At 68.5% G+C, this 22,439-nt stretch carries 23 protein-coding genes; 12 read left to right on the top strand and 11 right to left on the bottom strand.

Features of this window, described 5'->3' with window-relative positions; genetic code table 11:
- Positions 1-10 precede the first annotated feature (10 nt).
- Together Herbaro_RS11465 and gcvA are read right to left on the bottom strand one after the other, a co-directional pair.
- On the bottom strand, positions 11-847 hold the full coding sequence (locus Herbaro_RS11465; RefSeq protein WP_275009757.1) for an EamA family transporter: 837 nt from the start codon (positions 845-847) through the stop codon (positions 11-13).
- 88 nt (positions 848-935) lie between these two features.
- Positions 936-1,838: a transcriptional regulator GcvA gene (gene gcvA, locus Herbaro_RS11470; RefSeq protein ID WP_275009758.1), complete on the bottom strand. Its 903-nt coding sequence runs from the start codon at positions 1,836-1,838 to the stop codon at positions 936-938.
- 201 nt (positions 1,839-2,039) lie between these two features.
- Here gcvA and Herbaro_RS11475 point away from each other — a divergent pair, with 201 nt between their 5' ends.
- Positions 2,040-2,777: a type 1 glutamine amidotransferase gene (locus tag Herbaro_RS11475; protein WP_275009759.1), complete on the top strand. Its 738-nt coding sequence runs from the start codon at positions 2,040-2,042 to the stop codon at positions 2,775-2,777.
- 3 nt (positions 2,778-2,780) lie between these two features.
- Here Herbaro_RS11475 and Herbaro_RS11480 read toward each other — a convergent pair whose 3' ends face one another.
- Together Herbaro_RS11480 and Herbaro_RS11485 are read right to left on the bottom strand one after the other, a co-directional pair.
- Positions 2,781-3,740 carry a 2-hydroxyacid dehydrogenase gene (locus Herbaro_RS11480; RefSeq protein ID WP_275009760.1) on the bottom strand — a complete coding sequence of 320 codons (960 nt, stop codon included), beginning with the start codon at positions 3,738-3,740 and terminating at the stop codon, positions 2,781-2,783.
- An 18-nt stretch (positions 3,741-3,758) separates the two neighbouring features.
- Positions 3,759-4,601 carry an IclR family transcriptional regulator gene (locus tag Herbaro_RS11485; protein ID WP_275009761.1) on the bottom strand — a complete coding sequence of 281 codons (843 nt, stop codon included), beginning with the start codon at positions 4,599-4,601 and terminating at the stop codon, positions 3,759-3,761.
- Between the two features lie 200 nt (positions 4,602-4,801).
- Here Herbaro_RS11485 and Herbaro_RS11490 point away from each other — a divergent pair, with 200 nt between their 5' ends.
- The 8 genes from Herbaro_RS11490 (at position 4,802) to Herbaro_RS11525 (ending at position 12,688) form a co-directional block, all read left to right on the top strand.
- Positions 4,802-5,887 (top strand): ABC transporter ATP-binding protein, encoded by a 1,086-nt coding sequence (locus Herbaro_RS11490; RefSeq protein WP_275009763.1) that lies wholly within the window; start codon positions 4,802-4,804, stop codon positions 5,885-5,887.
- A complete protein-coding gene (locus Herbaro_RS11495) occupies positions 5,884-6,771 on the top strand; it encodes an ABC transporter permease (RefSeq protein WP_275009764.1) in 888 nt (295 codons plus the stop codon). The genes Herbaro_RS11490 and Herbaro_RS11495 overlap by 4 nt, the downstream gene beginning before the upstream one ends.
- Positions 6,772-6,774: 3 nt before the next feature.
- Positions 6,775-7,569 (top strand): ABC transporter permease, encoded by a 795-nt coding sequence (locus Herbaro_RS11500; protein ID WP_275009765.1) that lies wholly within the window; start codon positions 6,775-6,777, stop codon positions 7,567-7,569.
- Positions 7,566-7,883: a (2Fe-2S)-binding protein gene (locus Herbaro_RS11505; RefSeq protein WP_275009766.1), complete on the top strand. Its 318-nt coding sequence runs from the start codon at positions 7,566-7,568 to the stop codon at positions 7,881-7,883. Before Herbaro_RS11500 ends, Herbaro_RS11505 begins: the two co-directional genes overlap by 4 nt.
- Positions 7,880-9,316, top strand: coding sequence for an FAD/NAD(P)-dependent oxidoreductase (locus tag Herbaro_RS11510; RefSeq protein WP_275009767.1), 1,437 nt, complete (start codon positions 7,880-7,882; stop codon positions 9,314-9,316). The genes Herbaro_RS11505 and Herbaro_RS11510 overlap by 4 nt, the downstream gene beginning before the upstream one ends.
- Positions 9,313-10,482: an NAD(P)/FAD-dependent oxidoreductase gene (locus tag Herbaro_RS11515; protein ID WP_275009768.1), complete on the top strand. Its 1,170-nt coding sequence runs from the start codon at positions 9,313-9,315 to the stop codon at positions 10,480-10,482. The genes Herbaro_RS11510 and Herbaro_RS11515 overlap by 4 nt, the downstream gene beginning before the upstream one ends.
- Entirely contained in the window at positions 10,479-11,525 is a 1,047-nt protein-coding gene (locus tag Herbaro_RS11520) for an ABC transporter substrate-binding protein (RefSeq protein ID WP_275009769.1), read from the top strand. Before Herbaro_RS11515 ends, Herbaro_RS11520 begins: the two co-directional genes overlap by 4 nt.
- A gap of 203 nt (positions 11,526-11,728) precedes the next feature.
- On the top strand, positions 11,729-12,688 hold the full coding sequence (locus Herbaro_RS11525) for an aliphatic sulfonate ABC transporter substrate-binding protein (RefSeq protein ID WP_275009770.1): 960 nt from the start codon (positions 11,729-11,731) through the stop codon (positions 12,686-12,688).
- A 45-nt stretch (positions 12,689-12,733) separates the two neighbouring features.
- Here the strand turns inward: Herbaro_RS11525 and Herbaro_RS11530 are convergent, their stop codons facing one another.
- Entirely contained in the window at positions 12,734-14,308 is a 1,575-nt protein-coding gene (locus tag Herbaro_RS11530) for a rhodanese-like domain-containing protein (RefSeq protein ID WP_275009771.1), read from the bottom strand.
- Between the two features lie 552 nt (positions 14,309-14,860).
- Between Herbaro_RS11530 and Herbaro_RS11535 the strand changes: the two genes are divergently transcribed.
- The 3 genes from Herbaro_RS11535 (at position 14,861) to Herbaro_RS11545 (ending at position 16,292) form a co-directional block, all read left to right on the top strand.
- The gene (locus Herbaro_RS11535; protein ID WP_275009772.1) at positions 14,861-15,619 is read left to right on the top strand and encodes an SDR family oxidoreductase; all 759 of its coding nucleotides are present in this window, start codon (positions 14,861-14,863) and stop codon (positions 15,617-15,619) included.
- Positions 15,620-15,646: 27 nt separating this feature from the next.
- On the top strand, positions 15,647-16,039 hold the full coding sequence (locus Herbaro_RS11540) for a VOC family protein (protein WP_275009773.1): 393 nt from the start codon (positions 15,647-15,649) through the stop codon (positions 16,037-16,039).
- A gap of 130 nt (positions 16,040-16,169) precedes the next feature.
- On the top strand, positions 16,170-16,292 hold the full coding sequence (locus Herbaro_RS11545; protein WP_275009774.1) for a hypothetical protein: 123 nt from the start codon (positions 16,170-16,172) through the stop codon (positions 16,290-16,292).
- A gap of 132 nt (positions 16,293-16,424) precedes the next feature.
- On the opposite strand, the gene Herbaro_RS11550 is transcribed toward Herbaro_RS11545, so the two are convergent.
- From Herbaro_RS11550 to Herbaro_RS11575, 6 genes are all read right to left on the bottom strand, one after another.
- Entirely contained in the window at positions 16,425-17,141 is a 717-nt protein-coding gene (locus Herbaro_RS11550) for an ABC transporter ATP-binding protein (RefSeq protein ID WP_275009775.1), read from the bottom strand.
- The gene (locus Herbaro_RS11555) at positions 17,138-17,968 is read right to left on the bottom strand and encodes an ABC transporter permease (protein ID WP_275009776.1); all 831 of its coding nucleotides are present in this window, start codon (positions 17,966-17,968) and stop codon (positions 17,138-17,140) included. Before Herbaro_RS11555 ends, Herbaro_RS11550 begins: the two co-directional genes overlap by 4 nt.
- 1 nt (position 17,969) lies before the next feature.
- Positions 17,970-18,947, bottom strand: a complete 978-nt coding sequence (locus Herbaro_RS11560) for an aliphatic sulfonate ABC transporter substrate-binding protein (protein ID WP_275009777.1) — start codon at positions 18,945-18,947, stop codon at positions 17,970-17,972.
- A gap of 120 nt (positions 18,948-19,067) precedes the next feature.
- Entirely contained in the window at positions 19,068-19,910 is an 843-nt protein-coding gene (locus tag Herbaro_RS11565; RefSeq protein WP_275009778.1) for a VOC family protein, read from the bottom strand.
- Positions 19,911-19,927: 17 nt separating this feature from the next.
- Complete coding sequence (locus tag Herbaro_RS11570) at positions 19,928-21,607, bottom strand: ABC transporter ATP-binding protein (RefSeq protein ID WP_275009779.1); 1,680 nt, start codon at positions 21,605-21,607, stop codon at positions 19,928-19,930.
- A complete protein-coding gene (locus tag Herbaro_RS11575) occupies positions 21,604-22,434 on the bottom strand; it encodes an ABC transporter permease (RefSeq protein ID WP_275009780.1) in 831 nt (276 codons plus the stop codon). The genes Herbaro_RS11570 and Herbaro_RS11575 overlap by 4 nt, the downstream gene beginning before the upstream one ends.
- Positions 22,435-22,439: the final 5 nt, after the last annotated feature.

Consider the following 22,439-nt stretch of genomic DNA (forward strand, 5'->3'; position numbering starts at 1 on the left):
CCGTCCGGGCTCAGCCGATCATGACCGTGCCGGCGGCAATGGCCGCGCAGGCCAGCAGCCGTGGGATGCCCAGGGACTCGCCCAGGAACAGGTAGCCGATCAGGGCTGCGAACAGCACGCTGGTTTCGCGCAGCGCCGAGACGGCGCCCATGGGCGCGTTCGACATGGCGTAGATGACGATGCCGTAGGCCAGCAGCGACACCAGGCCACCGGCGAACGCCGCGCCGAAGCCGGGCCTGACGGCGAGCAGGTTGCCGACGCCGGGCCAGCCGCGCAGGCCGACATACACCGCCGGCATCAGGATCCCCCAGAGCGCGCACATCCATGCGGTATAGGCCATCGGCGCCCCCGACAGGCGCACGCCGATGCCGTCGGCCACGCTGTAGGCGGCGATGAAGCAGCCGGTGCCCAGCGCGTACCGCAGGCTGGACGCTTCCAGCTTGCGTCCCCTGAATGCGAGGCAGACGATCCCGCCCGACACCAGGGCGATCCCGATCAGCGCGCCCGCCCCCACCTTCTCACCGGCGAACAGCGATGCGCCGATGGTCACCAGGATGGGCGAGGAGCCGCGCGCGATCGGATAGCTTTGCCCGAGGTCGCCGGCCCGGTAGCTCCTCACCAGGAACAGGTTGTAGCCGACGTGCAGCACCGCCGACAGCGCCGCATAGCCCCAGCTGGCGCTGGCCGGCGGCGCAAGGAACAAGGCGGCCGCGGCGCTGGCCAGGGCGACCGCCAGGCACATGACGGTCATCGACCAGAGGCGGTCGTGGCCGGCGCGCAGCAGCGCGTTCCAGCTGGCATGCAGCAAGGCCGCGAACAGGATGAGCAGGACGATGTGAAAAGGCATGCGCCATGGTAAGCACGACGGCGCCGGGACTAAAGCGAAGTCTCCTCATCATGGCATGAGCAATTTCTCATGCCATGCCGCCAGCGGCTCAGTAGCCGGCCCCGGCGCGGATCGACTCGGCCATGATCCACTCGCGAAAACTGACGACATGCGGCTGGGCCTCGGTGCCCTTCGGGCAGACGAAGTAATAGGCCAGCGGCGACGGCAGCGGCACGTCGAACAATCTGACCAGGCTGCCGTTGGCGATCTCGTTCTCCACGTGGCCGCTGCGCGCCAGGGCGACGCCCTGGCCCAGGAGCGCGGCCTCGATGGTCATGTTGGTGTCGGCGAAGCGCACGCTCTCCTTCAGCGAGGACACGGCGACGCCGGCCTGCTGGAACCAGAGGTCCCATTTCGGCACCATGTCCGCGCCGGCGCGGGTCAGCAAGGGATAGCGCAACAGCTCGGCCGGCTTGCGCGGCGCGCCCAGGCGCTCCAGCAACGGCGGGCTGGCGACCGGGAAGATCTGCTCCCGGAACAGGAACTCGGAATACAGGTTGGGATAATTCCCGGCGCCGAAGCGGATCGCCACATCCGGTTCGGACGGCGTGAAGTTGATCGCGGCATCGGTGGTCTCCAGCGTGACGACGATCTCCGGGTGCTGCAGCGACAGGCCCGGCAGCCGCGGCAGCAGCCATTTCAGGGCGAACGAATAAGTGGTGCTGACCTTCAGCCTGACGCGCCCCTTCTGCTCCCGCAGGTCTGCCAGCGTGGACTCCAGCTTCATGAAGAACTCGCGCACCACCGGCGCCAGCGCGGCCCCGGCGGGCGTCAGCGTGAGCGATTTCCCGCGCAGGAAGAGCTGCACGCCCCAGAGTTCTTCAAGATGCCTCAACTGGTGGCTCACCGCGCTCTGCGTGACATGCAGCTCCTCCGAGGCGGAGGTGAACGTGGCGTGCCGGGTGGCGACCTCGAAGGCGCGCAGCGTGGCGGTGGAAGGCAGGTCTCTCATGGCGTTGGTTCCGGGAGGCAGGGTCGGATGCCGATTATGAATGGGAACTCATGATAGCAATCCGCAGCGCGGGCAGGAACGAGCCGGTGGTTTTTACGCGTTGTTAACGCCAATCACTGCAAATGAAATCCGGTTTTTATGCCGCGGATCCTAAATTGGGGACTTCTTCACTACAGGCTTGCCGACGCAAGCCGCGACTCCATGAGACCCATCGCCATTCTCCAACACGAATCCACGCAAGGGCCGGGTGTGCTGCGCGATCACCTGGATGAAAGAGGCATCGCGTACCGGCTGATCTCACCCGCGTCGGATGGGCGGGCGCCTGTCGATGCGGGCAAGTTCGGCGGCATCGTCGTGTTGGGCAGCGATCACAGCGTCAATGAAACCCTGCCGTGGATAGCCGATGAGCTGACCCTGCTGCAAGACGCCGTCAGGCGTGAGGTGCCGGTGCTCGGGCACTGCTTCGGCGCGCAGATGCTGGCGCGCGCCATGGGCGCGCGGGTCACCCGCAATATCTGCCCGAACATCGGCTGGAGCCCGGTATGGGTCACGCCACCCGCGCAACAGCGCATGGCCTTGCCCAGGCAGGCGACCATCTTCAACTGGCATTACGACACTTTTGAAATCCCCGCCGGCGCCGTCCGCGCAATGTACGGCAGCCATTGCCTGAACAAGGGTTTCCTGCGCGGCCGCCACTGGGCGTTCCAGGGGCATCTTGAGGTGACCGTCGAGAGCGTCAGGAACTGGTGCGCCGCCGGCCGGGCCGAGCTCCTGCGCGCGCAAGGGCCGGCGGTGCAAAGCGAGGCACAGATCCTCAGCGAGTTGCGCGAGCGCATTGCCGCCTTGCGCGTGATCGCGGATCAAACCTATCGGGCCTGGACCGCGCAGCTGGACAGGCCGATCCTGGTTGCACCCGGCCGCGCCGCCAGCTGGGCGTGAATGTCAGTAGCCGCGTTCGCGGTCGTAGACGTGCTCAGGCGTCTTGCCGGCCCGCAGGGCGAGGATGGTGGCGGCCGCCTGGCGCGCGCGTTCGCGTCGCGAAGGCGTGGCCGCGGCGTGAGGCGTGACCATGATGCGGGGATGCCGCCAGAACGGCGCATCGGGCGGCAGCGGTTCCCGCTCGAAGACGTCGAGCAGCGCCGCGCCGATGTGGCCTGCATCGAGCGCGGCCAGCAGGTCGGGCGCATGCACGTGGCTGCCGCGGCCGACGTTGACGATCATCGCGCCGGCCGGCAGCTGGGCCAGCAGCCGCGCGTCGATGATGTGATGGGTGTCGGGCGTGTCCGGCAGGAGGCAGATCAGAATGTCGGTACGGGCCAGGAAATCCGGCAACTGCGCCGCCCCCGCATAGCAATCCATGCCGGCCTCGTCGCGCGGCGAGCGCGCCCAGCCGGCGACGGCAAAGCCGATGGCCGCGTGCATGCGCGCACAGGCCAGGCCCAGCGCACCCAGGCCCATGACGCCGACGCGCATCTCGCGCGCGCTGCGCGGGGAGGCGAACTCGACCCAATCGCGGCGCGCCTGCTGGGCGATCATGCGCGGCATGTCCTTCTGCAGCATCAGGCTGGCCATCACGGTGAATTCGGCCATGCGCTGCCGGGTCTCCGGCGTGACCATGCGCACGACGGGCAGCGCGGCCGGCAACTCCGGATCGGCCAGGATGTGGTCGACGCCGGCGGCGCTGCTGAGGATGGCCTTCAAATTGGGATAGCGCGCCAGGCGCCCGGCTTCGGGCTGCCATACCAGGGCATATTCGACGGCTTGCGGATCGACCGCGGGGTCGTCCCACCAGCGCACCTCCAGCGGCAGGCCGGCGCTGAACTCGGCCAGGCCGGCACGCCATTCTTCGACGGCGGCCGCGCCGCCGGACTTGACCAGCAGGATGGGAGTGGGAGAAGTCATCGTTGGTTATCCGTCGGTTCAGTTGGATTCTGCGGTCGGGCTGTGCATGGGACGGCGCAACGCGGGGTCGAATGGGTTGATGCGGGCTGACAGCGCCGCGGCCTCCCGCTGCAGCATCTGCACCACCACCGGCAAGCGTTCCGCGTTCAGGCGCGCCGTGATGGTGCCCACGCTGAGGGCGCCGACGATGCCGCCGGCGCTGTCGAACAAGGGCACGCCCAGGCCCGCCATGCCATCCAGCAGCCCCTGCTGGCGCGCCGCGTAGCCGGTCTCGCGCACGCGATCGATCTCGGTGCGCAGGTAGACCTCGTCATACACGCCGAACTCGCGCAGGCGCGGCACGTTGTAGCGAATCACTTCATCGCGCTCGGCCTCGGGCAAGAAGGCGAGGATGGCCAGCGCGCCCTGCCCCACGCCCAGCGCCACGCGTCCGCCGATGTCGCCGGTGAAGGCGCGGATCGGCAGCGGGCCGTCGACGCGATCCACGCAGACGGCGTCGAAGCGGGAGCGCACCAGCAGGAACACCGTATCCCCCAGGCTGCCGCACAGGCGCAGCAAAGCCGGACGGCACAGGCTGCGCATGTCCGAGGCATTGCCGGCGCGCGCGGCCAGTGAAAACAAATCCATGCCCAGGCGATAGAACTTGCTGCGCTCGTCCTGCTCCACCATCGCCTCGCCCACCAGCGACTGCAGCAGGCGGTGGGTAGTGCCCTGGGTCAGGCCGACCGCCTTGGCCACCTGGGTGACGCGCATGCCTTGCGGCGGTGCGTCGGCCAATGCGCGCAACACCGCGAAGGTGCGTGCGATGCCGTTGACGGGCGCCTGCTTGTCCGGGGAGCTCTCTGCGTGGTCGCTGTTCATGGTGCGGCTTGCCTGGTGGATGGAATGCTGCGCGGCGGGCGCAGCAAACCATTTCATTGGTCGGAATATTTATTAAAAATATCCTGACAGATGAAATACGATATCAGAATTGGCAAGGAAATTGCATACCGTTGGGAACAAGTTGGCGGTGCATATCGATTCTGCGACCGCCGTCACTCCAACCGGTAAAGGGGCTTGCCATGTCGTTCCTCACGCTGACCAATGTCAGCAAGTTCTACGGTGATACCCAGGCGGTGTCGTCCTTCAGCCTCAGCGTGGAGCAAGGGGAATTCATTTCCCTGCTGGGCCCCTCCGGCTGCGGCAAGACCACCACCCTGCAGATGATCGCCGGTTTCGAGGCCGTCAGCGGCGGACGCATCGAACTGGACGGGCGCGACATCACCCATGCCAGGCCGAATACCCGCGGCCTGGGCATCGTGTTCCAGACCTATGCCTTGTTCCCGCACATGACGGTGGAGCAAAACGTCGCCTTCGGCCTGGAGATGCGCAAGTGCCCCGCGGCCGAACGCGCCGAGCGGGTGGCCCAGGCGCTGGCGCTGGTGCACCTGGAGAAACACGGCCGGCGTTATCCGCGCGAACTCTCCGGCGGCCAGCGCCAGCGCGTGGCCCTGGCGCGCGCGCTGGTGATCAAGCCGCCGGTGCTGCTGCTGGATGAACCCCTCTCCAACCTCGATGCCAAGCTGCGCGAGGAGATGCAGTTCGAATTGCGCGATATCCAGCGCAAGGTAGGCACCACCACCATCATGGTCACCCACGACCAGAGCGAAGCCATGTCGATCAGCGATCGGGTGGTGGTGATGGAAGCCGGGCACGTGACCCAGGTCGGGCGCCCGCTGCAGGTCTACGAGCATCCGGCCAACCGTTTCATCTCGGGCTTCGTGGGCAAGGCCAACCTGCTCGAAGCGGAGGTGCTGGGTGCGGCCGGCGAGCGCGCCGAACTGGCGGTGGGCGATATCCTGCTGACGCTGGAGGCGCCCGACACCGGCCTGCGCAGCGGCGCGCGAGCGCTGCTCGGCTTACGCCCGGAGAAGATCCGTTGCGTGGCCCCCGGCCAGGGCCGTTGCGACGGTCTTGTGCTGCGGCGCTTCTTCCTGGGCAGCCAGTGGCTGCTTGAGGCGGCGACCCCGCTGGGCAAGCTATCGGTGCTGCTGGCCAACGACGGCGCCGGCGTGGCCGAACCCGGCGCAAGCATCGGCCTGTCCTGGAACGACCACAGCCTGCGCCTGGTGTCGAGCGCGCGCGGCGCAGCCGAGGTGCCGGCATGAGGATCGCCGCCACCGCTTCCGTATCGACGCCGGCCCGCCGCAGCCAGGCAGCCTGGTGGATGTCGGCGCCGGCCATCGCCCTGTGCACGGTGATGCTGCTGGTGCCGCTGCTGCTCACGGTGGTGCTGTCGTTTAACGTGTTCGACGCCGACGCCGGCCCCCGGGCCGGCACCTTCACGCTGCAGCACTATGCCGACGTGCTGTCCGATCCCTGGTACTACGCCATCTTCTGGCGCACCTTCTGGATATCGGCGGCGGTGACCCTGATCTGCGCGCTGGTGGGCGCGCCCGAGGCCTGGATCCTCAACCGCATGACCCGTCCCTGGCGCTCCATCATGCTGCTGGTGGTGCTGGCGCCGCTGATGATCTCGGTGGTGGTGCGGGCCTTCGGCTGGAGCATGCTGCTGGGCCCGGAAGGCCTGGTCAACGGCGCCTTCGCGCTGTTCGGCATGGGGCCTTACAAGATCCTCTACACCGACCTGGCGGTGATCATCGCGCTGGTGCACGTGATGCTGCCGTTCATGGTGATCCCGGTATGGACCTCGCTGCAGAAGCTCGATCCCTCGCTCATCCATGCCGCGCTCTCGCTCAACGCCTCGCCGGCCACGGCGCTGCGCCGCATCGTGCTGCCGCAGGTGATGCCCGGGCTGCTGTCGGGCAGCCTGATCGTGTTCGGCCTGTCGGCCAGCTCCTTCGCCATTCCCGGCCTCCTGGGCGGACGCCGCCTGAAGATGATGGCGACCCTGGTCTACGACGAATACCTGCACGAACTGAACTGGCCGCTGGGCGCCGCCATCGCCTTGCTGCTGCTGGCGGCCAACCTGGTGGTGATGCTGGGCTGGAACCGCATGGTCGAGCGCCGCTACAAGAAAGCACTGGGGTAAGAAATGAACAAGAACGGACCTGCCGCCCTGCTGTTCAACGCGCTGGTGATCGGCTTCATGCTGGCGCCGATCCTGGTGGTCTGCGTGATTGCCTTCACGCCCGAAAACACGCTCACCATCCATGGACCGCAATTGTCGCTGCGCTGGTTCAGGGCAGTGTTCGACTATCCCGATTTCGTCAGCGCCTTCTGGAACAGCCTGTGGCTGGCGCTGCTGTCGGCCACCATTTCCACCGTGATCTCGGTGCCGGCGGCGATGGCGCTGATCCGCCATCCGCACCGCTGGTCGGGGGTGCTGCAGGGGCTGTTCCTGTCGCCGCTGATCATCCCGCACCTGGTGCTGGGAGTGGCCCTGCTGCGGCTGTTCGCGCTGGTGGGCGGTGCCGGCAGCTTCAGCTGGCTGGTCGCCGCGCATGCGCTGGTGGTGATGCCTTACACCATGCGCCTGGTGATGTCGGCCCTGGTCGGCTTCGACCGCAGCGCCGAGCAGGCGGCGCTGTCGCTGGGGGCCGGCCGCGCCACGGTGTTCCTGCGCATCACCTTGCCCATGATCCTGCCGGGCATTACCGGCGGCTGGCTGCTGGCCTTCATCAACAGCTTCGACGAAGTGACCATGTCGATCTTCGTCACCTCGCCTTCGACGGTGACCTTGCCGGTGCGCATGTACATGTACGCCACCGAATCGATCGATCCCATGATGGCGGCGGTATCGGCGCTGATGGTGGCCGTCACGGCCGCAGCCATGTTCATCCTCGACCGCATCTACGGGCTGGATCGGGTATTGGTGGGCCGCGCATGAAGACCACCATCGACCAGCGGGAACGCCGCCAGCTGGTGCGCCTGGCCGAGCGCGAGCGCCTGCCCGTGGCCTTCACGCTGGATGGCCAGCCGGCCACGGCGCTGGAGGGCGACACCGTGCTGACCGCCGTGCTGACCTGCCGGGCGCGCCTGCGCATCCATGAGTTCGGCGAGCAGCCGCGCGCCGGCTTTTGCATGATGGGCGCCTGCCAGGATTGCTGGGTCGCCACCGCCGACGGCGAACGGCTGCGCGCCTGCTCGACCTTCATCCGCGCCGGCATGCGGCTGCTGACCGGCGCCGGAGGCGCGCCATGAGCCGGCCGCCGGTGATCATCGGCGCCGGCCCGGCCGGCATGCGCGCCGCACAGACCCTGGCCGCATACGGCCTGCGCCCGGTGCTGCTGGACGAAGCGCCGCGCGCCGGCGGCCAGATCTACCGCCAGCCGCCGTCCGGATTCACGCGCCGCCGCACGCAGCTCTACGGCTTCGAGGCCGGCCGCGCGCGCGCCCTGCACGAGACCTTCGCCAGCCTGCGCGGGCAGCTCGACTATCGCCCCCAGACCCTGGTCTGGAACGCCCAGCCGGGCCTGCTGGACCTGATGGAGACCGGCACCCTGGCGGCCTCGTCCCTGTCGTGGGACGACCTGATCGTGGCCACCGGCGCCACCGATCGCGTGCTGCCCTTCCCGGGCTGGACCACGCCCGGCGTCTTTACCCTGGGCGGCGCCCAGGTCGCGCTCAAGTTCCAGGGCTGCGCCATCGGCGAGCGGGTGGCGCTGGCAGGCTCCGGCCCCCTTCTGTACCTGGTGGCCTACCAGTATGCGAAGGCCGGCGCCAGGGTCATGGCGGTGCTCGACAGCGGCAGCATGGGCGACCGCCTCGCCGCCCTGCCCGCCATGCTGAACCAGCCGGCGGTGCTGGCCAAAGGCATGTATTACCTGGCCTGGCTGCGCCTGCATGGGGTTGCGGTGCATACCCGAGCCCGCGTGTTGCGCGCCGAAGGCGGGGCGCGCGTCGAGGCGCTGGTCTGGCGCCGCGAAGACATGAACGACGCGCAGGCCAGCCCCGGCCCCGAGCAACGCATCGAATGCGACGCCGTCGGCTTCGGCCACGCCTTGCGCCCGGAGACCCAACTGGCCGACCTGCTCGGCTGCCGTTTCGGATTCGATCCCGTGCAGCGCGCCCAACTGCCGCTGCGCGACCCCGCCGGCCGCAGCAGCGTGGCGGGCGTCTACCTGGCCGGCGACGGCGCCGGCATCATGGGCGCCGACGCCGCCGAATTGGCCGGCGAACGGGCCGCCCTGGCGCTCTTGCAGGACCGCGGCATGGCCGTCGACCGCGCCCGCATCCACACCCTGGAGGCGCGACTGCGCCGCATCGGCGCGTTCCGCCAAGGACTGGAGCGGGCCTTCCCGTTTCCCCGGCGCTGGGCCGAGACGGCCCCCGACGCATTGCTGGTGTGCCGCTGCGAGAACATCAGCGCAGGCGAGCTGCGCGGCGCCGTGCGCGATTGCGGCGCGGGCGAGCTCAACCGGCTCAAGGCGCTGACCCGGGTCGGCATGGGGCGCTGCCAGGGGCGCATGTGCGGCGTGGCCGCCGGCGAGATCCTGGCCGCAGCCGCTCAGGTGCCGCTGTCCCAGGTCGGACGGCTGCGCGGCCAGGCGCCGGTCAAGCCGATTCCCATCGGCATGCACTGCCGGCAGATGCCGCATGCGGCGCCGGCCGCAGCGCCGGGAGAAGACGCATGAAGCGCCTCGATAGCGAGATCCTGGTCATCGGCGGCGGCATCGTCGGCAGCGCGGCGGCGCTGGCGCTGGCGCGCGCCGGGCGTCGCGTCGCGGTGCTGGAGCGTGACCTGTGCGGCGCGCGTTCCAGCGGCATCAACTATGGCGGGGTACGCCGCCAGGGCCGGGCCGCCGTGCAGCTGCCGCTGGCCCAGCGCGCGCACCATATCTGGTCCGGCCTGCGCGAGCTGATCGGCATCGACGGCGAGTACGTGCGCAGCGGCCATTTCAAGCTCGCGCGCAGCGCCGCCGACATGCAGGCGCTGGAAGCCTATGCCGAGCTCAGCCGCCCCTATGGCCTGGACATCGAACTGATCAGCGGCGAGCGCCTGCGCCGGCAATGTCCCTGGCTGGGCGGCGCGGTGATGGGCGGTTCGCTGTGCCCGGAAGACGGCCAGGCCAACCCGCGCCTGGTGTCGCCCGCATTCGCCCGCGCCGCGACGGCCGCCGGCGCGGCCGTGCTGGAAGGCTGCGAAGTGCTGCAGGCCGGGCATGACGGCAGCGCCTTCGTGCTTGAGGCGCGCCATGGCGGCCAGGCGCTGCAGGCGCGCGCCGCGGTCCTCATCAATTGCGCCGGCGCCTGGGCCGGCAAACTGGCCGCCGCCTTCGGCGAAGACGTGCCCATGACCAGCGGCCACCCCAGCATGGCGGTAACCGAACCCATTCCGCATTTCCTGCCGTGGAGCCTGGGCGTGGAAGGCGGCTCCATCTATTGCCGGCAGGTGGCGCGCGGCAACGTGGTGCTGGGCGGCGGACGCGGCTACGTGCTCGACGCCGACCGCGCGCGCGCCTCGCACGACTCCATCCTGGGATTGCTGCCGCAGGCGGTCGAACTGCTGCCGGCGCTGCGCCATGTGCAGATCATCCGCACCTGGAGCGGGGTCGAAGGCTACCTGCCAGATCGCCAGCCCGTGCTCGGCCCCAGCGCCACGCAGGCCGGCCTGTTCCACGGCTTCGGCTTCTGCGGCGCCGGCTTCCAGATCGGCCCGGCCGCCGGCGAAGCCCTGGCAGAACTGGTGCTGCGCGCCCGCAGCCCGGTGCCGCTGGACGCCTTCTCGATTTCCCGTTTCAACGCAGTCGCCGCAGACGCATCGTCCCACCCACTTGTCCCGGAAAGGAAAATCTCATGATCCCGTTCACCCGCTTCGGCGCCTGCGCCGCCCTGGCCATGCTGGCCGCCGCCGGCTCCGCGCAGGCCCAGACCAAGACGCTGTACATCGGCATGAACGGCGGAAATATGGAAAAGACCTTCACGCAGTTCGTGTTTGGGCCCTTCGAGCAAAAGCACAATGTGAAGGTCGTGGTGGTGCCGGGAGGCTCGGCCGATATCCTGGCCAAGGCCCAGGCCGCGCGGGACAAGCCGCAGATGCACGTCATGTTCCTCGACGACGGCGTGATGTTCCGCGCCGTGGGCATGGGCCTGTGCGAGAAGCAAAAAACCAATCCGAACCTGGCCAGCCTGCTGCCGGCGGCGCACATCAAGGACGACATGGCCACCGGCGTGACCATCAGCGTCACCGGCCTGGCCTACAACACCAAGGTCTATGCCGAGAAGGGCTGGGCTCCGCCCACCTCCTGGCTGGACCTGGCCGATCCCAAGCTCAAGGGCAAGGTGGTGTTCCAGTCGCTGCCCTCGTCCACCTTCGGCCTGCATGCCTTCCTGGCCTTCAACAAGCTCAAGGGCGGCACCGACGCCAACGTCGATCCCGGCTTCAAGGCCTGGCCGGCCAGCATCGGCCCCAATGTCGTGGAATACATCTCCAACTCCGCCAAGATTTCCGAGATGGCGCAGACCGGCGAAGCGGCGCTGTTCCCCTACACGCCGACCCAGTCCACCATCCTCAAGAGCAAGGGCATCCCGGTGGAATACGTGCAGCCCAAGGAAGGCGCCGTGGTGCTGATGGTGGCGCAATGCGTCATCGCCAACAACAGCGAACCCCAACTGGCGCAGGAACTGGCGGCCTACCTGCTGAGCCCGGAAGCGCAGGCGAAGGCGCTCGACGGCGGCAACTACAATCCGACCAACACCAAGGTCAAGGCCGGCGGCGCCTCGGCCGCAGAGCAGCAAAGGATGATGGATTTCGTCAAGAACGCGCGCGTGGTCGACTGGGAAGAGATCAACAAGAATCGCAGCGCGTGGAACAGCCGCTGGACGCGTTCGATCGAACGTTGAAGCGCGATACCGTAACTTCTCTGGCTGTGTTTGCACCTCTCCGGCGAGAGGTGCTTTTTTTTTGCGGAGCGCCGGCATCGCCGCGGCGTTGGGCGTTCAGGGGTGGAACGGGCGCGATTTCAGATATCCATAGACGAAATGCTTCCTTCTAAACATCCCGTCGCCCCACTACGCTTTGCCCTCCGATCAATCGTGGGGGCAGTATGCAAATCAGAAAACGACTCAAGGCATTGGCATCAATCTCGGCGACCGCAGTCCTGCTGCTGTCGGCGGGCACGGCAAGCGCGCAGGAGGTGAAGGAAATCCGGGTCGCCCTGCAGAAAGGCGGGCTGCTGGCCATCGCCAAGCAGCGCCAGGTGCTGGAGCAGGAATTCAAGCAGCAGAACATCGAGATCAAATGGTACGAGTTCGCCTACAGCAATCCACTGCTGGAAGCGCTGAACGCGAACAAGCTGGACTTCGGGTCGGCCGGCAGCGCCCCGCCGATCTTCGCCCAGGCGGCCAGCGAGAACCTGGTGTATGCGGCGACCCAGCCGGCCGGCCTCAACAGCGAAGGCATCCTGGTCAAGAAGGGTTCGGCGATCAAGGGAATCGATGACCTGCGGGGCAAGCGGATCGGCGTCGCCAAGGGCACCAGCTCGCACCACTTCCTGGTGGCCGCGCTGGACAAGGCGAAGATCAAGCTGGACGACATCAAGGTGTCCTATCTCGCGCCCTCGGACGCGACGGCCGCATTCGATCGCGGCGACATCGACGCCTGGGTGATCTGGGATCCTTACCTGGCCATCGGCGAGCGGGTGCACGATGCCCGCAACATCACCAGGGACCAGCGCATCGTCTTTTCCAACAACTACCTCATGGCCAACCGTGAATTCGCCACCCGGCATCCGGACCTGCTCAAGCGCCTGGTGGACCGCCTGATCGACATCGGCGCCTGGGCCGAGGGCAACCGTGGACAGCTGGCGCAACTGCTGACCGACCAGACCGGCATCCCCCTCGACATCGAGAAGATCGTGGTGGAACGCGGCACCTTCGGCATCAAGTACCTGGACGACAGCATCACGGGCCAGCAGCAGGATGTGGCCAATCGCTTCGCCGACCTGGGACTGGTGCCCAGGCGCGTAGACGTCCAGAAGATCGTCTGGAAACCGGCAGGCCGCTGATGTGTCGTCGCGGGAAGGCCGGCCGTCCTCGCCTTCCCGGCCCGGCTATGCGAAGAACTGGAAGCGTACGGTACGGTCTTGCCCGATATCGGCGCTGAAGCTGCTTTCCCAATCCAGGTAGGCTTGCCATGCCTGGTCGCGTTGAGGCCCGAAGACGCGCATGACCGAACCCCAGTCATCGTCGAACGGTGAGAGCAGGTGCCGCGCCTCGTAGCGGGTTTCGGTCTTCCCGCCTTCCCGCTTCCAGTTCTCCGTTCCCCCCTTGAGCCAGAACACATCGCCGCGGCCTTGTTCCAGGCGCGCGGCGTCGCGGCCGGCCAGCCTTGCGGCATGGCCGTCGGGTGAGGTGAAGAGAATGGGCTTGTCCTGCCTCAACGGCTTGGCGAGGTCGTCCGGATAGGATGGAATCAGGAAGTGCGCGCCAGGCAGGTGCCCTTGCTCGAAGTCCAGGCTGGGCCCGACATCGACGATGAAGAAGCGCTCCAGCCGCCCTTCAAGGTCTTGCGTCGACAGTCCCGTCGGCGGCTCATCGATCGCCTCGCGTTCTTCGTATGCCGGGAAATCGGCAGCGCCCGCATCGAGGATGAAGACCTCGGCCTGGTTCAGCTGGCTCAGCCAGAAGGCGGTCACCGCGGCGCGCAGGCGATGCGCATCGTCGATCAGCACGATGCGCGCCCCCTTCGTCGCCACATGGTTCTCGTAGTGCATGAGGAGCTGGCCGCCGGCGACCTTCCTGACGATGCTGTGGGCCGTATCGGGCGCGGTCTCGCGAACATCGAAGGCGTACAGCGAACGATCCCCGTCAGCCAGCCAGCTGCGCAGCGCGGCGGCATCGGCCGTCTTCAGCGCATGCCGGCCGATCAGCTGGCCTGCGATCGCGGCCAGCTCCGCTTCTGGCAGCTCCGGCAGGCCCAGGGGCGAGTCCGCGTTCTGCTCCAGCGGGAGGCCGTGGAGCCCCCATTCCATCACGCCGTTGTCGACGAAGGCCACTTCCTCGGCCAGGCCCAGCAGGCGCAAGGTGGTGGCGCCGATGATCCCGCGCGTGCGGCTGAAGCAATTGATGGCCAAGAGGCCCGTCTTGTCCCGGTCGAAGCGCCGCAGCGCCAGTTCGGCGCCGGGAATGTTATGGGCGCCGGCGATGGTGAGCGCATGGTATTCATTGCGCGGCCGGGCATCGATGAAGGTGGTCGGCAGCTGTTCCAGGCTGCGCTTGCGCAAGGCGTCGACGTCGATGGTGGGCGTGCGGTAGCGTTGCCGCGCCAGGTCCGCAAACGCCTTGACCAGGGTGTTATAGCCTTGCGTCAGCGGCAGCCCGGCGGCGGCCCAGGCGTCTGCCCCGCCCTCCACTATCCTGACGTCCGCATAGCCGAGCCGGGCCAGCAGCTGCGCCGCGCGATGGGCCGGGCCGCCTGCGGCGCCGTCCCGGTCGAGCATGAAGACCGGCGTCGCGGCGCGCGGCACCAGGCGCCCGACGCGCAGCTCAAGGCTGCCAAGCGGCGCGTGCCTGGCCAGGTTGGGATGGCCGCTCGCGAACTGCCTCGCTTCGCGCACGTCGAGGAAGGCAATTTCGTGCGGCTCGAGCAGGCGGGCTGCCAATTCATTGGGGCTGGCGTTGGACATGGGGGACTCGGCGCGAATGGAAGGGCTTTGCACCTTACGGCGGCGCCGGCGCGAGCGTCAACAAAGGATTTTGCATTAGCAAGGCGATTTTCCAAGCTTGGCTTTTGACGGTTTTCCATGCTCCATCGCGGCGGACCGGCCGGGCCATGAAAGCACCGGCGGTTCGTCGCCATGTTGCGCAAGGCGACGCGCGCCAGGCCGATGCGCGCCCCATTGACCGCGGCCGGCCGTTGCGGCTACACTTGGCGCCGCAGTCCTTCCACGGGGCTGCCGTAGGCGTTACCGTCATCCAACGCGTCCATTTCGGAAGGAGCCCCGCAGGGCAGTTTCCGACGATCCGCGACGCCGTTCGATGACTGCATATTCCACCGTCCCAGGCCATGCCTGCCCGGGACTTCCACACTCCGAGACCGTCCTTCCGTTGCCGTTTTCATGCGGCCCGGCGGCTGCCGTCATGCTCCCACGCATGGCGCCGGCCGGCATGGATGGCGCGAGGTGCCGGGGAGGCCTGCCGGTCGGGCTGGCGGCGTCGTCGCCAACCAAGGCAGACCTATGAAACTCACCGGAAACACCATCCTCATCACCGGCGGCACCAGCGGCATCGGCCGCGCGCTGGCCGAAGCGCTTCACGACCGCGGCAACCGCGTCATCGTGACCGGGCGCCGCCAATCCCTGCTGGACCAGATCAGCGCCGCCCGACCGGGGCTGACCGCGCTGCAGCTCGACCTGGGCGACGCCGCCGCCGTGCGGCGCTTTGCCGGCCGCATGCGCGACGATTTTCCCGGGCTCAACGTCCTGGTGGCCAATGCCGGCGTCTCGCGCAGCGAAGACCTGAGCGCCGCCGACTGGAACATGGATGATGCCGAAGCCATCGTGCAGACCAACATCCTCGGCGTGCTGCGGGTGGCCGCCGCGATCCTGCCGCAGATCAAGGATCGCAGCGGCGCCGCCTTCCTGGCCACCAGCTCGGCGCTGGCCTTCGTGCCGCGCGCGGACTTCCCCACCTATTGCGCCAGCAAGGCCTTCCTGCATTCCTGGCTGCAATCGCTGCGGCACCAGATGCGGCATTGCGCGCTGGAGGTGCTGGAACTGTCGCCGCCCTATGTCAGGACCGCGCTCACCGGCGTGCAGCAGCTGGGGGATCCGCGCGCGATGCCGCTGGAGGACTACATCGCCGACGTGTTCCGCTTGCTGGAGACCGGCCCCGTCCCGCGCGGGGAGATCCTGCTGGAGCGCGACCTGCCGCGCCGCTGGGCCGAACGCGACGGCGCCTACGACGCCATCTTCTCGGCCATGAATCCGGCCCGATAACGACAACCCATACGAAAGCACATCACCATGAACAAGCAATGCACCGGAACGCTGAACCATCTCAGCCTCCCCACCAAAGACCCGATCGCCACCGCCCGCTTCCTGGAGCGCCACTTCGCCTGCGAGATCGTGACCGCGGGCGAGCACGTGCTGTTGAAGCGGGACGGCGTCGACATCGTGCTCGACCGCGTCGCCGGCGAACCGCAATGGCCCGGCAATTTCCACCTGGGATTCGAAATGGCGACGCTGCGCGAGGTCGAGGAGCTGCACCAGGCCTTCGCCGCGGCCGGCGTGCACATGGAGACCGACGTGTTCAACAACTCGCGCGGATCGCGCTTCTTCTGCCGTACGCCGGAGGGCGTGATGCTTGAGATCAACACCCGCGAGGACAAGCAAGACGGCTGGCAACGGCTGTTCTAGTCGACCGGGGCGTGCTTGCGGTCGTCAAACGCCAACCACGCCCCCGCCGCCCGGCTATAATGGCGGTCGCCGCGCTTGACGCGGTTTTGCCCGTGAAAGAGCCAGCATGGTGCTGGTCGTTGGAGAAAACATGAACAACCGCTCGAAGAAAAGACTGATTTACCGCCGCCATCGCATCGGCCTGTTGATTGCCGCGATCGAATCGCTGCTGGACCTGGAAGAATCGGTCCAGGACGCCAAGAACGCGGGCTGAGACGCCCGGCGCGGATGATAAAGTAAAGCCGGCCTTCCCGGCCGGTCTTGCCTTGCATCCGAAACAAGATAGCCCGAGCGATCGGGCTATTTTTTTGCGCGCGGGAAAATGAAAGCGCCCGGAACCGTGCGCTCAGAACGCATGCGCCTCGTGCAGCTCGGCCAGCGCGCGCGCCTTGAACCCGGCCAGGCGGGCGTCGGCGCGTTGGCGCGGGCGCGGCAGGTCGACTTCGATGATGTCGCGGATCACGCCGGGCCGGCTGCCCATGATCAGCACGCGGTCGCCCAGGTAGAGCGATTCGTCGATGTCGTGCGTGACCAGCAGCAGCGAGATCTGATGCTGGCGCGCCAGCTCCAGCAGCAGGTCTTGCAGCTTCATGCGGGTGAAGGCGTCCACCGCGCTGAAGGGCTCGTCCAGCAACAGGATGCGCGGGCGCGAATACAGGCCGCGGGCGATCGCCACGCGCTGCGCCATGCCGCCCGAGAGCTGCTTGGGCAGGCTGTGCTCGAAACCGGCCAGGCCGACCTCGGCCAACAGTTGCGAGATCCAGGCGCCGTCGGCGCGCTCGCCGTCTGCAAAGCCGACGTTCTGGGCCACGGTGAGCCAGGGCATCAGGCGCGGCTCCTGGAACACGAAGGCCACGCCGTCGCCCTCGCCGGCACGCTTCACTGCGCCGCGGAAGTCGCGATCCAGGCCGGCGGCGATGCGCAGCAGCGTGCTCTTGCCGCAGCCGCTGGGGCCCAGCAGCGCGACGGTCTCGCGCTCGGCCAGCCTGAGTTCGATGGATTGCAGGATGAGGTCGTCGCCGAAGGCCTTGCGGTCGACGCGGATGTCGAGCACGGCGCTCATGCGCGCTCCCCCGAGAAGGCGTCGCGCCACGACAGGCTGCGCGCCTCCCAGAACTTGAGGATGGAGTCGCTCAGCTTGCCCATCACGGCCAGCACCACGATGGCCACCAGCACAAGGTCGGGACGCGACACCTCGCGGCCGTCGGTAAGCAGGTAGCCGATGCCCTGGGTGGCCGCCAGCAGCTCGGCGGCGACTACGCACAGCCAGGCCATCGAGAGGCCGCTGCGCATGCCGGTGAACAGGTAGGGCTTGGCGGCCGGGATGAAGATGCGGCGGATCAGCTCGATGCGGCTGAAGCGGTACATGCTGCCGACCTCGACCAGCTTGCGGTCGACGTTGCGGATCCCCGCCACCAGGTTGACGTATACCGGGAAGAAGGAGCCGATGGCGATCAGCGTGATCTTGGAGGTCTCGTCGATGCCCAGCCAGATCAGGAGCAGCGGCACCCAGGCCAGGCCAGGGACGGCGCGCAGCGCCTGGAAGATGGGCTCGATGTAGTCCTCGGCCAGGCGGCTCAGCCCGACCCAGGCGCCGAACACCAGCGCCAGCGCCGCGCCGATGCCGAAGCCGGCGGCCACCCGCGCGGTGCTGGCGCCGATGTGCTTCCACAGCGGCCCCTCGCCCAGTTCCAGCAGCGTGGACAGCAGCTCGCTGGGCATGGGCATCAGGTAATTGGGCACCCAGCCGGCGCGCCCGGCCGCTTCCAGCGCCGCCAGCAGCAGCACCGGGATGGCCAACCCGCGCAGCACCGCCGCGCGCAGCGGCAGGCGCCAGCGCGCGACGCGCCCGGCGCCGGCCACCGGGATCGAGGAGACCGAGCGCGGCATCTTATTTTTCCGCGATCACGGCGGCGGCGATGCGCCCGTCGATCAGCGTGTTGAGCGGTTCATCCACCTTGGCGTTGCGGCGCAGGATGCCGTCCTGCAGCAGCAGCGGCACCACCGGGCGGATGGCGTCGAGGTGGGCGGCGCCCGGCAGCGGACGGCTGAAATCGTAGCGGCCCAGCTGCAGCTTGATCACTTCCGGCGGCAGCTTGATCTCTTCGGACAGCAGCGCCACGGCGTCGGCCGGATGCTCGATGATCCAGCGGCGCGCGCGTTCATAGGCGCGCAGCACGATGCGCACCGCTTCCGGGTTCTGCTTCAGGAAGGATTCGCTGGTGTTGAGGAAGGCCGACAAGCCGAACGCCGGGTTGCGGTAGATGAAACGCGCGCCGGCCGCCTGGGCGCCGGCCATATGCGGATCCAGCCCGGCCCAGACATCGACGCGGCCCTGTTCCAGCGCCACGCGACCGTCAGGATGCTGCAGGTGGACGATCTCGACGTCGGACGGTTTCAGGTGGTTGGCGTCCAGCGCGCGCAACAGGAAGAAGTAGGGATCGGTGCCCTTGGTGGCGGCGATCTTCTTGCCCTTGATGTCGGCCACCGACTTGATCGGCGAATTGGCCGTCACCACCAGCGCGCTGGGCTCGGCCCACAGGTAGCTGTAGACGGCCTTGACCGGCTGCCCGTTCACGCGCGCCACCAGCGCCGAGATGCTGGAGGTCAGCGCGAAGTTGGAGGCGCCGCTGTTGAGGAATTCCAGCGAGTTGTTGCTGCCGCGCGAGAACACCCACTGCACGCTCGTGCCCTGCGCCTTGAAGGCCTCTTCCAGCCAGCCGTTGCGCTTGATGACCAGGCTTTCCGGCGAGTAGTAGGCGAAGTCGAGTTTGACTTCCTTGAGCGGCTCGGCGTGAACCGGCGCGGCGACCAGCGCGGCGGCGCCGAGGCCGAGGGCGAAGCTGAATTTCCTGAGGATGGAGAGCATTGTTATTGTCATGGAGGTAAGGAGTGAAGCCGTCCATCCTAAAGAGAAAGCGCCCCGCAGACAAAGACCGTTACCGCATATCCATGCGCGCTTTGCGCATGGATATGCGACGGCCATGCATCAGGGTTGGGCAAAGGCCAGGATGACGCCGTGCGCATGGGCCGGCGGCACCACCACCCTGCCCGCCTGCGCGTCGAGGACGCTGTCGGCGATGCCGTTGGCGGCCAGCACGCCCTGCGTGCGTTGCGCCGAGTCCACCCGCAGCGTCAGGCCGACCGCGCGTTCGAAGCCCTGCGGCACCAGCGCGACGTCCACGCCGTAGTGGCGCGCCACGCCTTCGCGGGTGAGATGCCAGATCGCGGTCGGGCCGGCCTGGAAGCGCACGCCGTGCTCATGCCGGGTCACCGTCGCGCCGCCGAAGGCTTGCTGCAGGATCGCGGCGGCGGCGTTCGGATCGACCGCCACGTAGACGAACTCGGCCAGCCCCTTGGCGCCGTTGGCGTGCTCCTGCCACTGCTTGCGCCAGACCAGCTCGGGCGTGCCGTGCTCGCAAAAGAACACGCGGCCGTTGGGGATGCGGTCGGCGGCGATGCGCAGCGTGCGAAAGCGCGCGTCGCCCAGGTTCTCGCCATCGACCACCACCGGGCGGTGGAAGCCCTGCGGCCCGCTGCCCTCCAGCGGCACGCCGCGCTCGGCCAGGTGGCGCCAGGTATGGTCGGCGTCGGCGGTCTTGAACACCAGGCCGGCCAGCCCCGCCGGGTGGCCCCAGCGCACCGAGGAGTTGCGCGGCTCCACGCCCAGCAGCTCCAGGTAGTCGTCGCCGAAGATGGCCAGGTGATTGCTGGTGCCCTTGGAATGATGGCCGCGCGGGGTGAGCGTGAAGCCGAGCCGGGTGTATTTCTCCTCGGCGTCGTCGAGCTGCTCTTCGACGTGGATCACTACGTGGTCGATGCGTTCTGCCATGCCTGTCTCCTGTGAGGTCAGCCGCCGGCGGCGGCCGTATGGATCCACTGCCGGCCGGGCACGGCCGCCAGCAGTTCTTGCGTATAGGGATGGGCCGGCGCGCCGAACACCTGGGCGCACTCGCCCTGCTCCACCACCCGGCCGTTCTTCATGACGGCGATGCGGTCGCACACCTGCGCGGCCACGCGCAGGTCGTGCGTGATGAACAGGATCGACAAGCCGAGCTGCTCGCGCAGGCGCGCCAGCAGCGCCAGCACCTGGGCCTGCACCGAGACGTCCAGCGCCGACACCGGCTCGTCGGCCAGCAGGATCTGCGGCTCCAGCGCCAGCGCGCGGGCCAGGCCAATGCGCTGGCGCTGGCCGCCGGAGAACTCATGCGGATAGCGTTGCAGCGCGTTGGGATCCAGCCCCACCAGCTCGAACAGCTCGCGCGCACGCGCCAGCGCCTGGCGGCGCGGCACGCCCTGTTCCTGCGGCCCCTGGGCCACGATGTCGCCCACGCGATGGCGCGGATTGAGCGAGCCGTAGGGATCCTGGAACACCATCTGTATCTTGCGCGCGCGTTCGCGGCGCTGGCGCGCACCGCCTTGCGGCAAGACGCTGCCGGCCACCAGCAGTTGCCCGGCGTCGGGCTCCAGCAGGCCCAGGATCAGCCGCGCCAGGGTCGACTTTCCGGAGCCGCTCTCGCCGACGATGCCCAGCGTGGCGCCGGCCCGCAGCGTCAGGCTGAGGTCGTCGACCGCAGGCGTGACGCGGGCGTTGCGCTTGAACCAGCCGCGCGCGCGATAGGTCTTGCTGATGCTCGCGATTTCCAGCGCCGGCGTGCCGCCGACAGGCGCCGCCGGGCGCCATGCCGGCGGCGCCAGCGAAGGCACGGCGGCGATCAGGCTTTGCGTGTAGGGGTGGGCCGGCCGGTTTAGCACCGCCTCGGCCTGGCCCGCTTCGACCAGCTTGCCGCGCTGCATGACGGCGACCCGGTCGGCGATCTCCGCCACCACGCCGAAGTCGTGCGTGATGAACAGCACCGCGGTGCCGCGGCGGCGCTGCAGGTCGTGGATCAGGCGCAGGATCTGCGCCTGGGTGGTGACGTCGAGCGCGGTGGTCGGCTCGTCGGCGATCAGCAGCGCCGGCTCCAGCGCCAGCGCCATGGCGATCATCACGCGCTGGCGCTGGCCGCCGGAGAGTTCATGCGGATAGGCCTTGAGCGTGCGCGCCGGGTCGGGGATCTGGACCGACTCGAGCAACTCCAGCACGCGCGCGGCGATCTCGCGGCGGCCCAGGCGCGTGTGCACCCGGAACACCTCGGCGAGCTGGCTGCCGATGGTGTGCAGCGGGTTCAATGCACTCATCGGCTCCTGGAAGATCATGCCGATGCCCTGTCCGCGCAGCCGGCGCAGCGCCTGCGGCGACAGCGTCAGCAGGTCGTCGCCGCCCTGCCAGACGGCCGCGCCGCCGGCCACTTTCACGCCGTCAGGCAACAGGCCCAGCAAGGCGCCGGTGGTGAGCGACTTGCCGGAGCCGCTCTCGCCGACCACGCACAGGATCTCGCCGGCATGCAGGTCGAAGGAGACGTCGTCCAGCGCCAGCGCGCGGTCGGCGCCGCGGGGCAAGGCCACCGAGAGATGGCGCACCGACAGCAGCGGCGCGCCGGAAGGCGCCTGCAGCGCCGCGTCGGGAAATGGATGGGGAGCGTTCATGAGCGATGCAGCCTCGGGTTGAGCGCGTCGTTGAGGCCCTGGCCGACCAGCGAGATGGCCAGCACCGTCACCAGGATGGCCACGCCGGGAATGGCCGAGACATACCACTGCACGCGGATCACGCCGCGCCCGGCGCCGATCAGGTTGCCCCAGGACGGCACGTTGGGGTCGGACAGGTTAAGGAAGGCCAGCGCACTCTCCAGCAGGATGGCCACGGCCATGATCACGCTGGCGTAGACGATCACCGGCGGCAGCGCATTGGGCAGGATCTCGCGGAAGATCAGCTTGGCGTCGCCCACGCCCAGGCTGCGCGCGGCCTGCACGAACTCGCGATGGCGCAGCGAGAGGAACTCGGAGCGCGTCAGCCGCGCCACCGGCGGCCAGGAGACCACGCCGATGGACAGCACCACGGTGCCGATGTCGGAGCCGAACACCGCCACCAGCACCAGCAGCAACAGGAAGTTGGGCAGGATCTGGAAAGCCTCGGTGACGCGCATCAGGGCGTCGTCGATCCAGCCGCCGTAGTAGCCGGCCACGGCGCCCAGCGCCACGCCGATGGCCGCCGCGATGGCGGTGGCCACCACGCCGATGCCCAGCGAGATGCGCGCGCCGTGCAGGATCTGGGCGGCGATGTCGCGCCCGACCTGGTCGGTGCCGAACAGGAAGCGCGCGCTGTCGCCCGGCCACTGCAGCGGGCGCCCGGCCAGCGACAGCGGGTTGCGCGGATAGGCCCAGCCGGCGCCCAGCGCGCCGGCCACGACCAGCAACAGCAGCGCCAGCCCCACCACGGCGGCGGGATTGCGCAGGTAACGTTTGATCAGGTTCATGGAAA

Origin of the sequence: Herbaspirillum sp. WKF16, assembly GCF_028993615.1 — a bacterium.
Taxonomy (GTDB): domain Bacteria; phylum Pseudomonadota; class Gammaproteobacteria; order Burkholderiales; family Burkholderiaceae_D; genus Herbaspirillum.

Bases quoted from the DNA above. Each gene is read 5' to 3' on its own strand.
- Herbaro_RS11465 (WP_275009757.1), bottom strand. From the start codon at position 847: ATGCCTTTTCACATCGTCCTGCTCATCCTGTTCGCGGCCTTGCTGCAT.
- gcvA (WP_275009758.1), bottom strand. From the start codon at position 1,838: ATGAGAGACCTGCCTTCCACCGCCACGCTGCGCGCCTTCGAGGTCGCC.
- Herbaro_RS11475 (WP_275009759.1), top strand. From the start codon at position 2,040: ATGAGACCCATCGCCATTCTCCAACACGAATCCACGCAAGGGCCGGGT.
- Herbaro_RS11480 (WP_275009760.1), bottom strand. From the start codon at position 3,740: ATGACTTCTCCCACTCCCATCCTGCTGGTCAAGTCCGGCGGCGCGGCC.
- Herbaro_RS11485 (WP_275009761.1), bottom strand. From the start codon at position 4,601: ATGAACAGCGACCACGCAGAGAGCTCCCCGGACAAGCAGGCGCCCGTC.
- Herbaro_RS11490 (WP_275009763.1), top strand. From the start codon at position 4,802: ATGTCGTTCCTCACGCTGACCAATGTCAGCAAGTTCTACGGTGATACC.
- Herbaro_RS11495 (WP_275009764.1), top strand. From the start codon at position 5,884: ATGAGGATCGCCGCCACCGCTTCCGTATCGACGCCGGCCCGCCGCAGC.
- Herbaro_RS11500 (WP_275009765.1), top strand. From the start codon at position 6,775: ATGAACAAGAACGGACCTGCCGCCCTGCTGTTCAACGCGCTGGTGATC.
- Herbaro_RS11505 (WP_275009766.1), top strand. From the start codon at position 7,566: ATGAAGACCACCATCGACCAGCGGGAACGCCGCCAGCTGGTGCGCCTG.
- Herbaro_RS11510 (WP_275009767.1), top strand. From the start codon at position 7,880: ATGAGCCGGCCGCCGGTGATCATCGGCGCCGGCCCGGCCGGCATGCGC.
- Herbaro_RS11515 (WP_275009768.1), top strand. From the start codon at position 9,313: ATGAAGCGCCTCGATAGCGAGATCCTGGTCATCGGCGGCGGCATCGTC.
- Herbaro_RS11520 (WP_275009769.1), top strand. From the start codon at position 10,479: ATGATCCCGTTCACCCGCTTCGGCGCCTGCGCCGCCCTGGCCATGCTG.
- Herbaro_RS11525 (WP_275009770.1), top strand. From the start codon at position 11,729: ATGCAAATCAGAAAACGACTCAAGGCATTGGCATCAATCTCGGCGACC.
- Herbaro_RS11530 (WP_275009771.1), bottom strand. From the start codon at position 14,308: ATGTCCAACGCCAGCCCCAATGAATTGGCAGCCCGCCTGCTCGAGCCG.
- Herbaro_RS11535 (WP_275009772.1), top strand. From the start codon at position 14,861: ATGAAACTCACCGGAAACACCATCCTCATCACCGGCGGCACCAGCGGC.
- Herbaro_RS11540 (WP_275009773.1), top strand. From the start codon at position 15,647: ATGAACAAGCAATGCACCGGAACGCTGAACCATCTCAGCCTCCCCACC.
- Herbaro_RS11545 (WP_275009774.1), top strand. From the start codon at position 16,170: ATGAACAACCGCTCGAAGAAAAGACTGATTTACCGCCGCCATCGCATC.
- Herbaro_RS11550 (WP_275009775.1), bottom strand. From the start codon at position 17,141: ATGAGCGCCGTGCTCGACATCCGCGTCGACCGCAAGGCCTTCGGCGAC.
- Herbaro_RS11555 (WP_275009776.1), bottom strand. From the start codon at position 17,968: ATGCCGCGCTCGGTCTCCTCGATCCCGGTGGCCGGCGCCGGGCGCGTC.
- Herbaro_RS11560 (WP_275009777.1), bottom strand. From the start codon at position 18,947: ATGCTCTCCATCCTCAGGAAATTCAGCTTCGCCCTCGGCCTCGGCGCC.
- Herbaro_RS11565 (WP_275009778.1), bottom strand. From the start codon at position 19,910: ATGGCAGAACGCATCGACCACGTAGTGATCCACGTCGAAGAGCAGCTC.
- Herbaro_RS11570 (WP_275009779.1), bottom strand. From the start codon at position 21,607: ATGAACGCTCCCCATCCATTTCCCGACGCGGCGCTGCAGGCGCCTTCC.
- Herbaro_RS11575 (WP_275009780.1), bottom strand. From the start codon at position 22,434: ATGAACCTGATCAAACGTTACCTGCGCAATCCCGCCGCCGTGGTGGGG.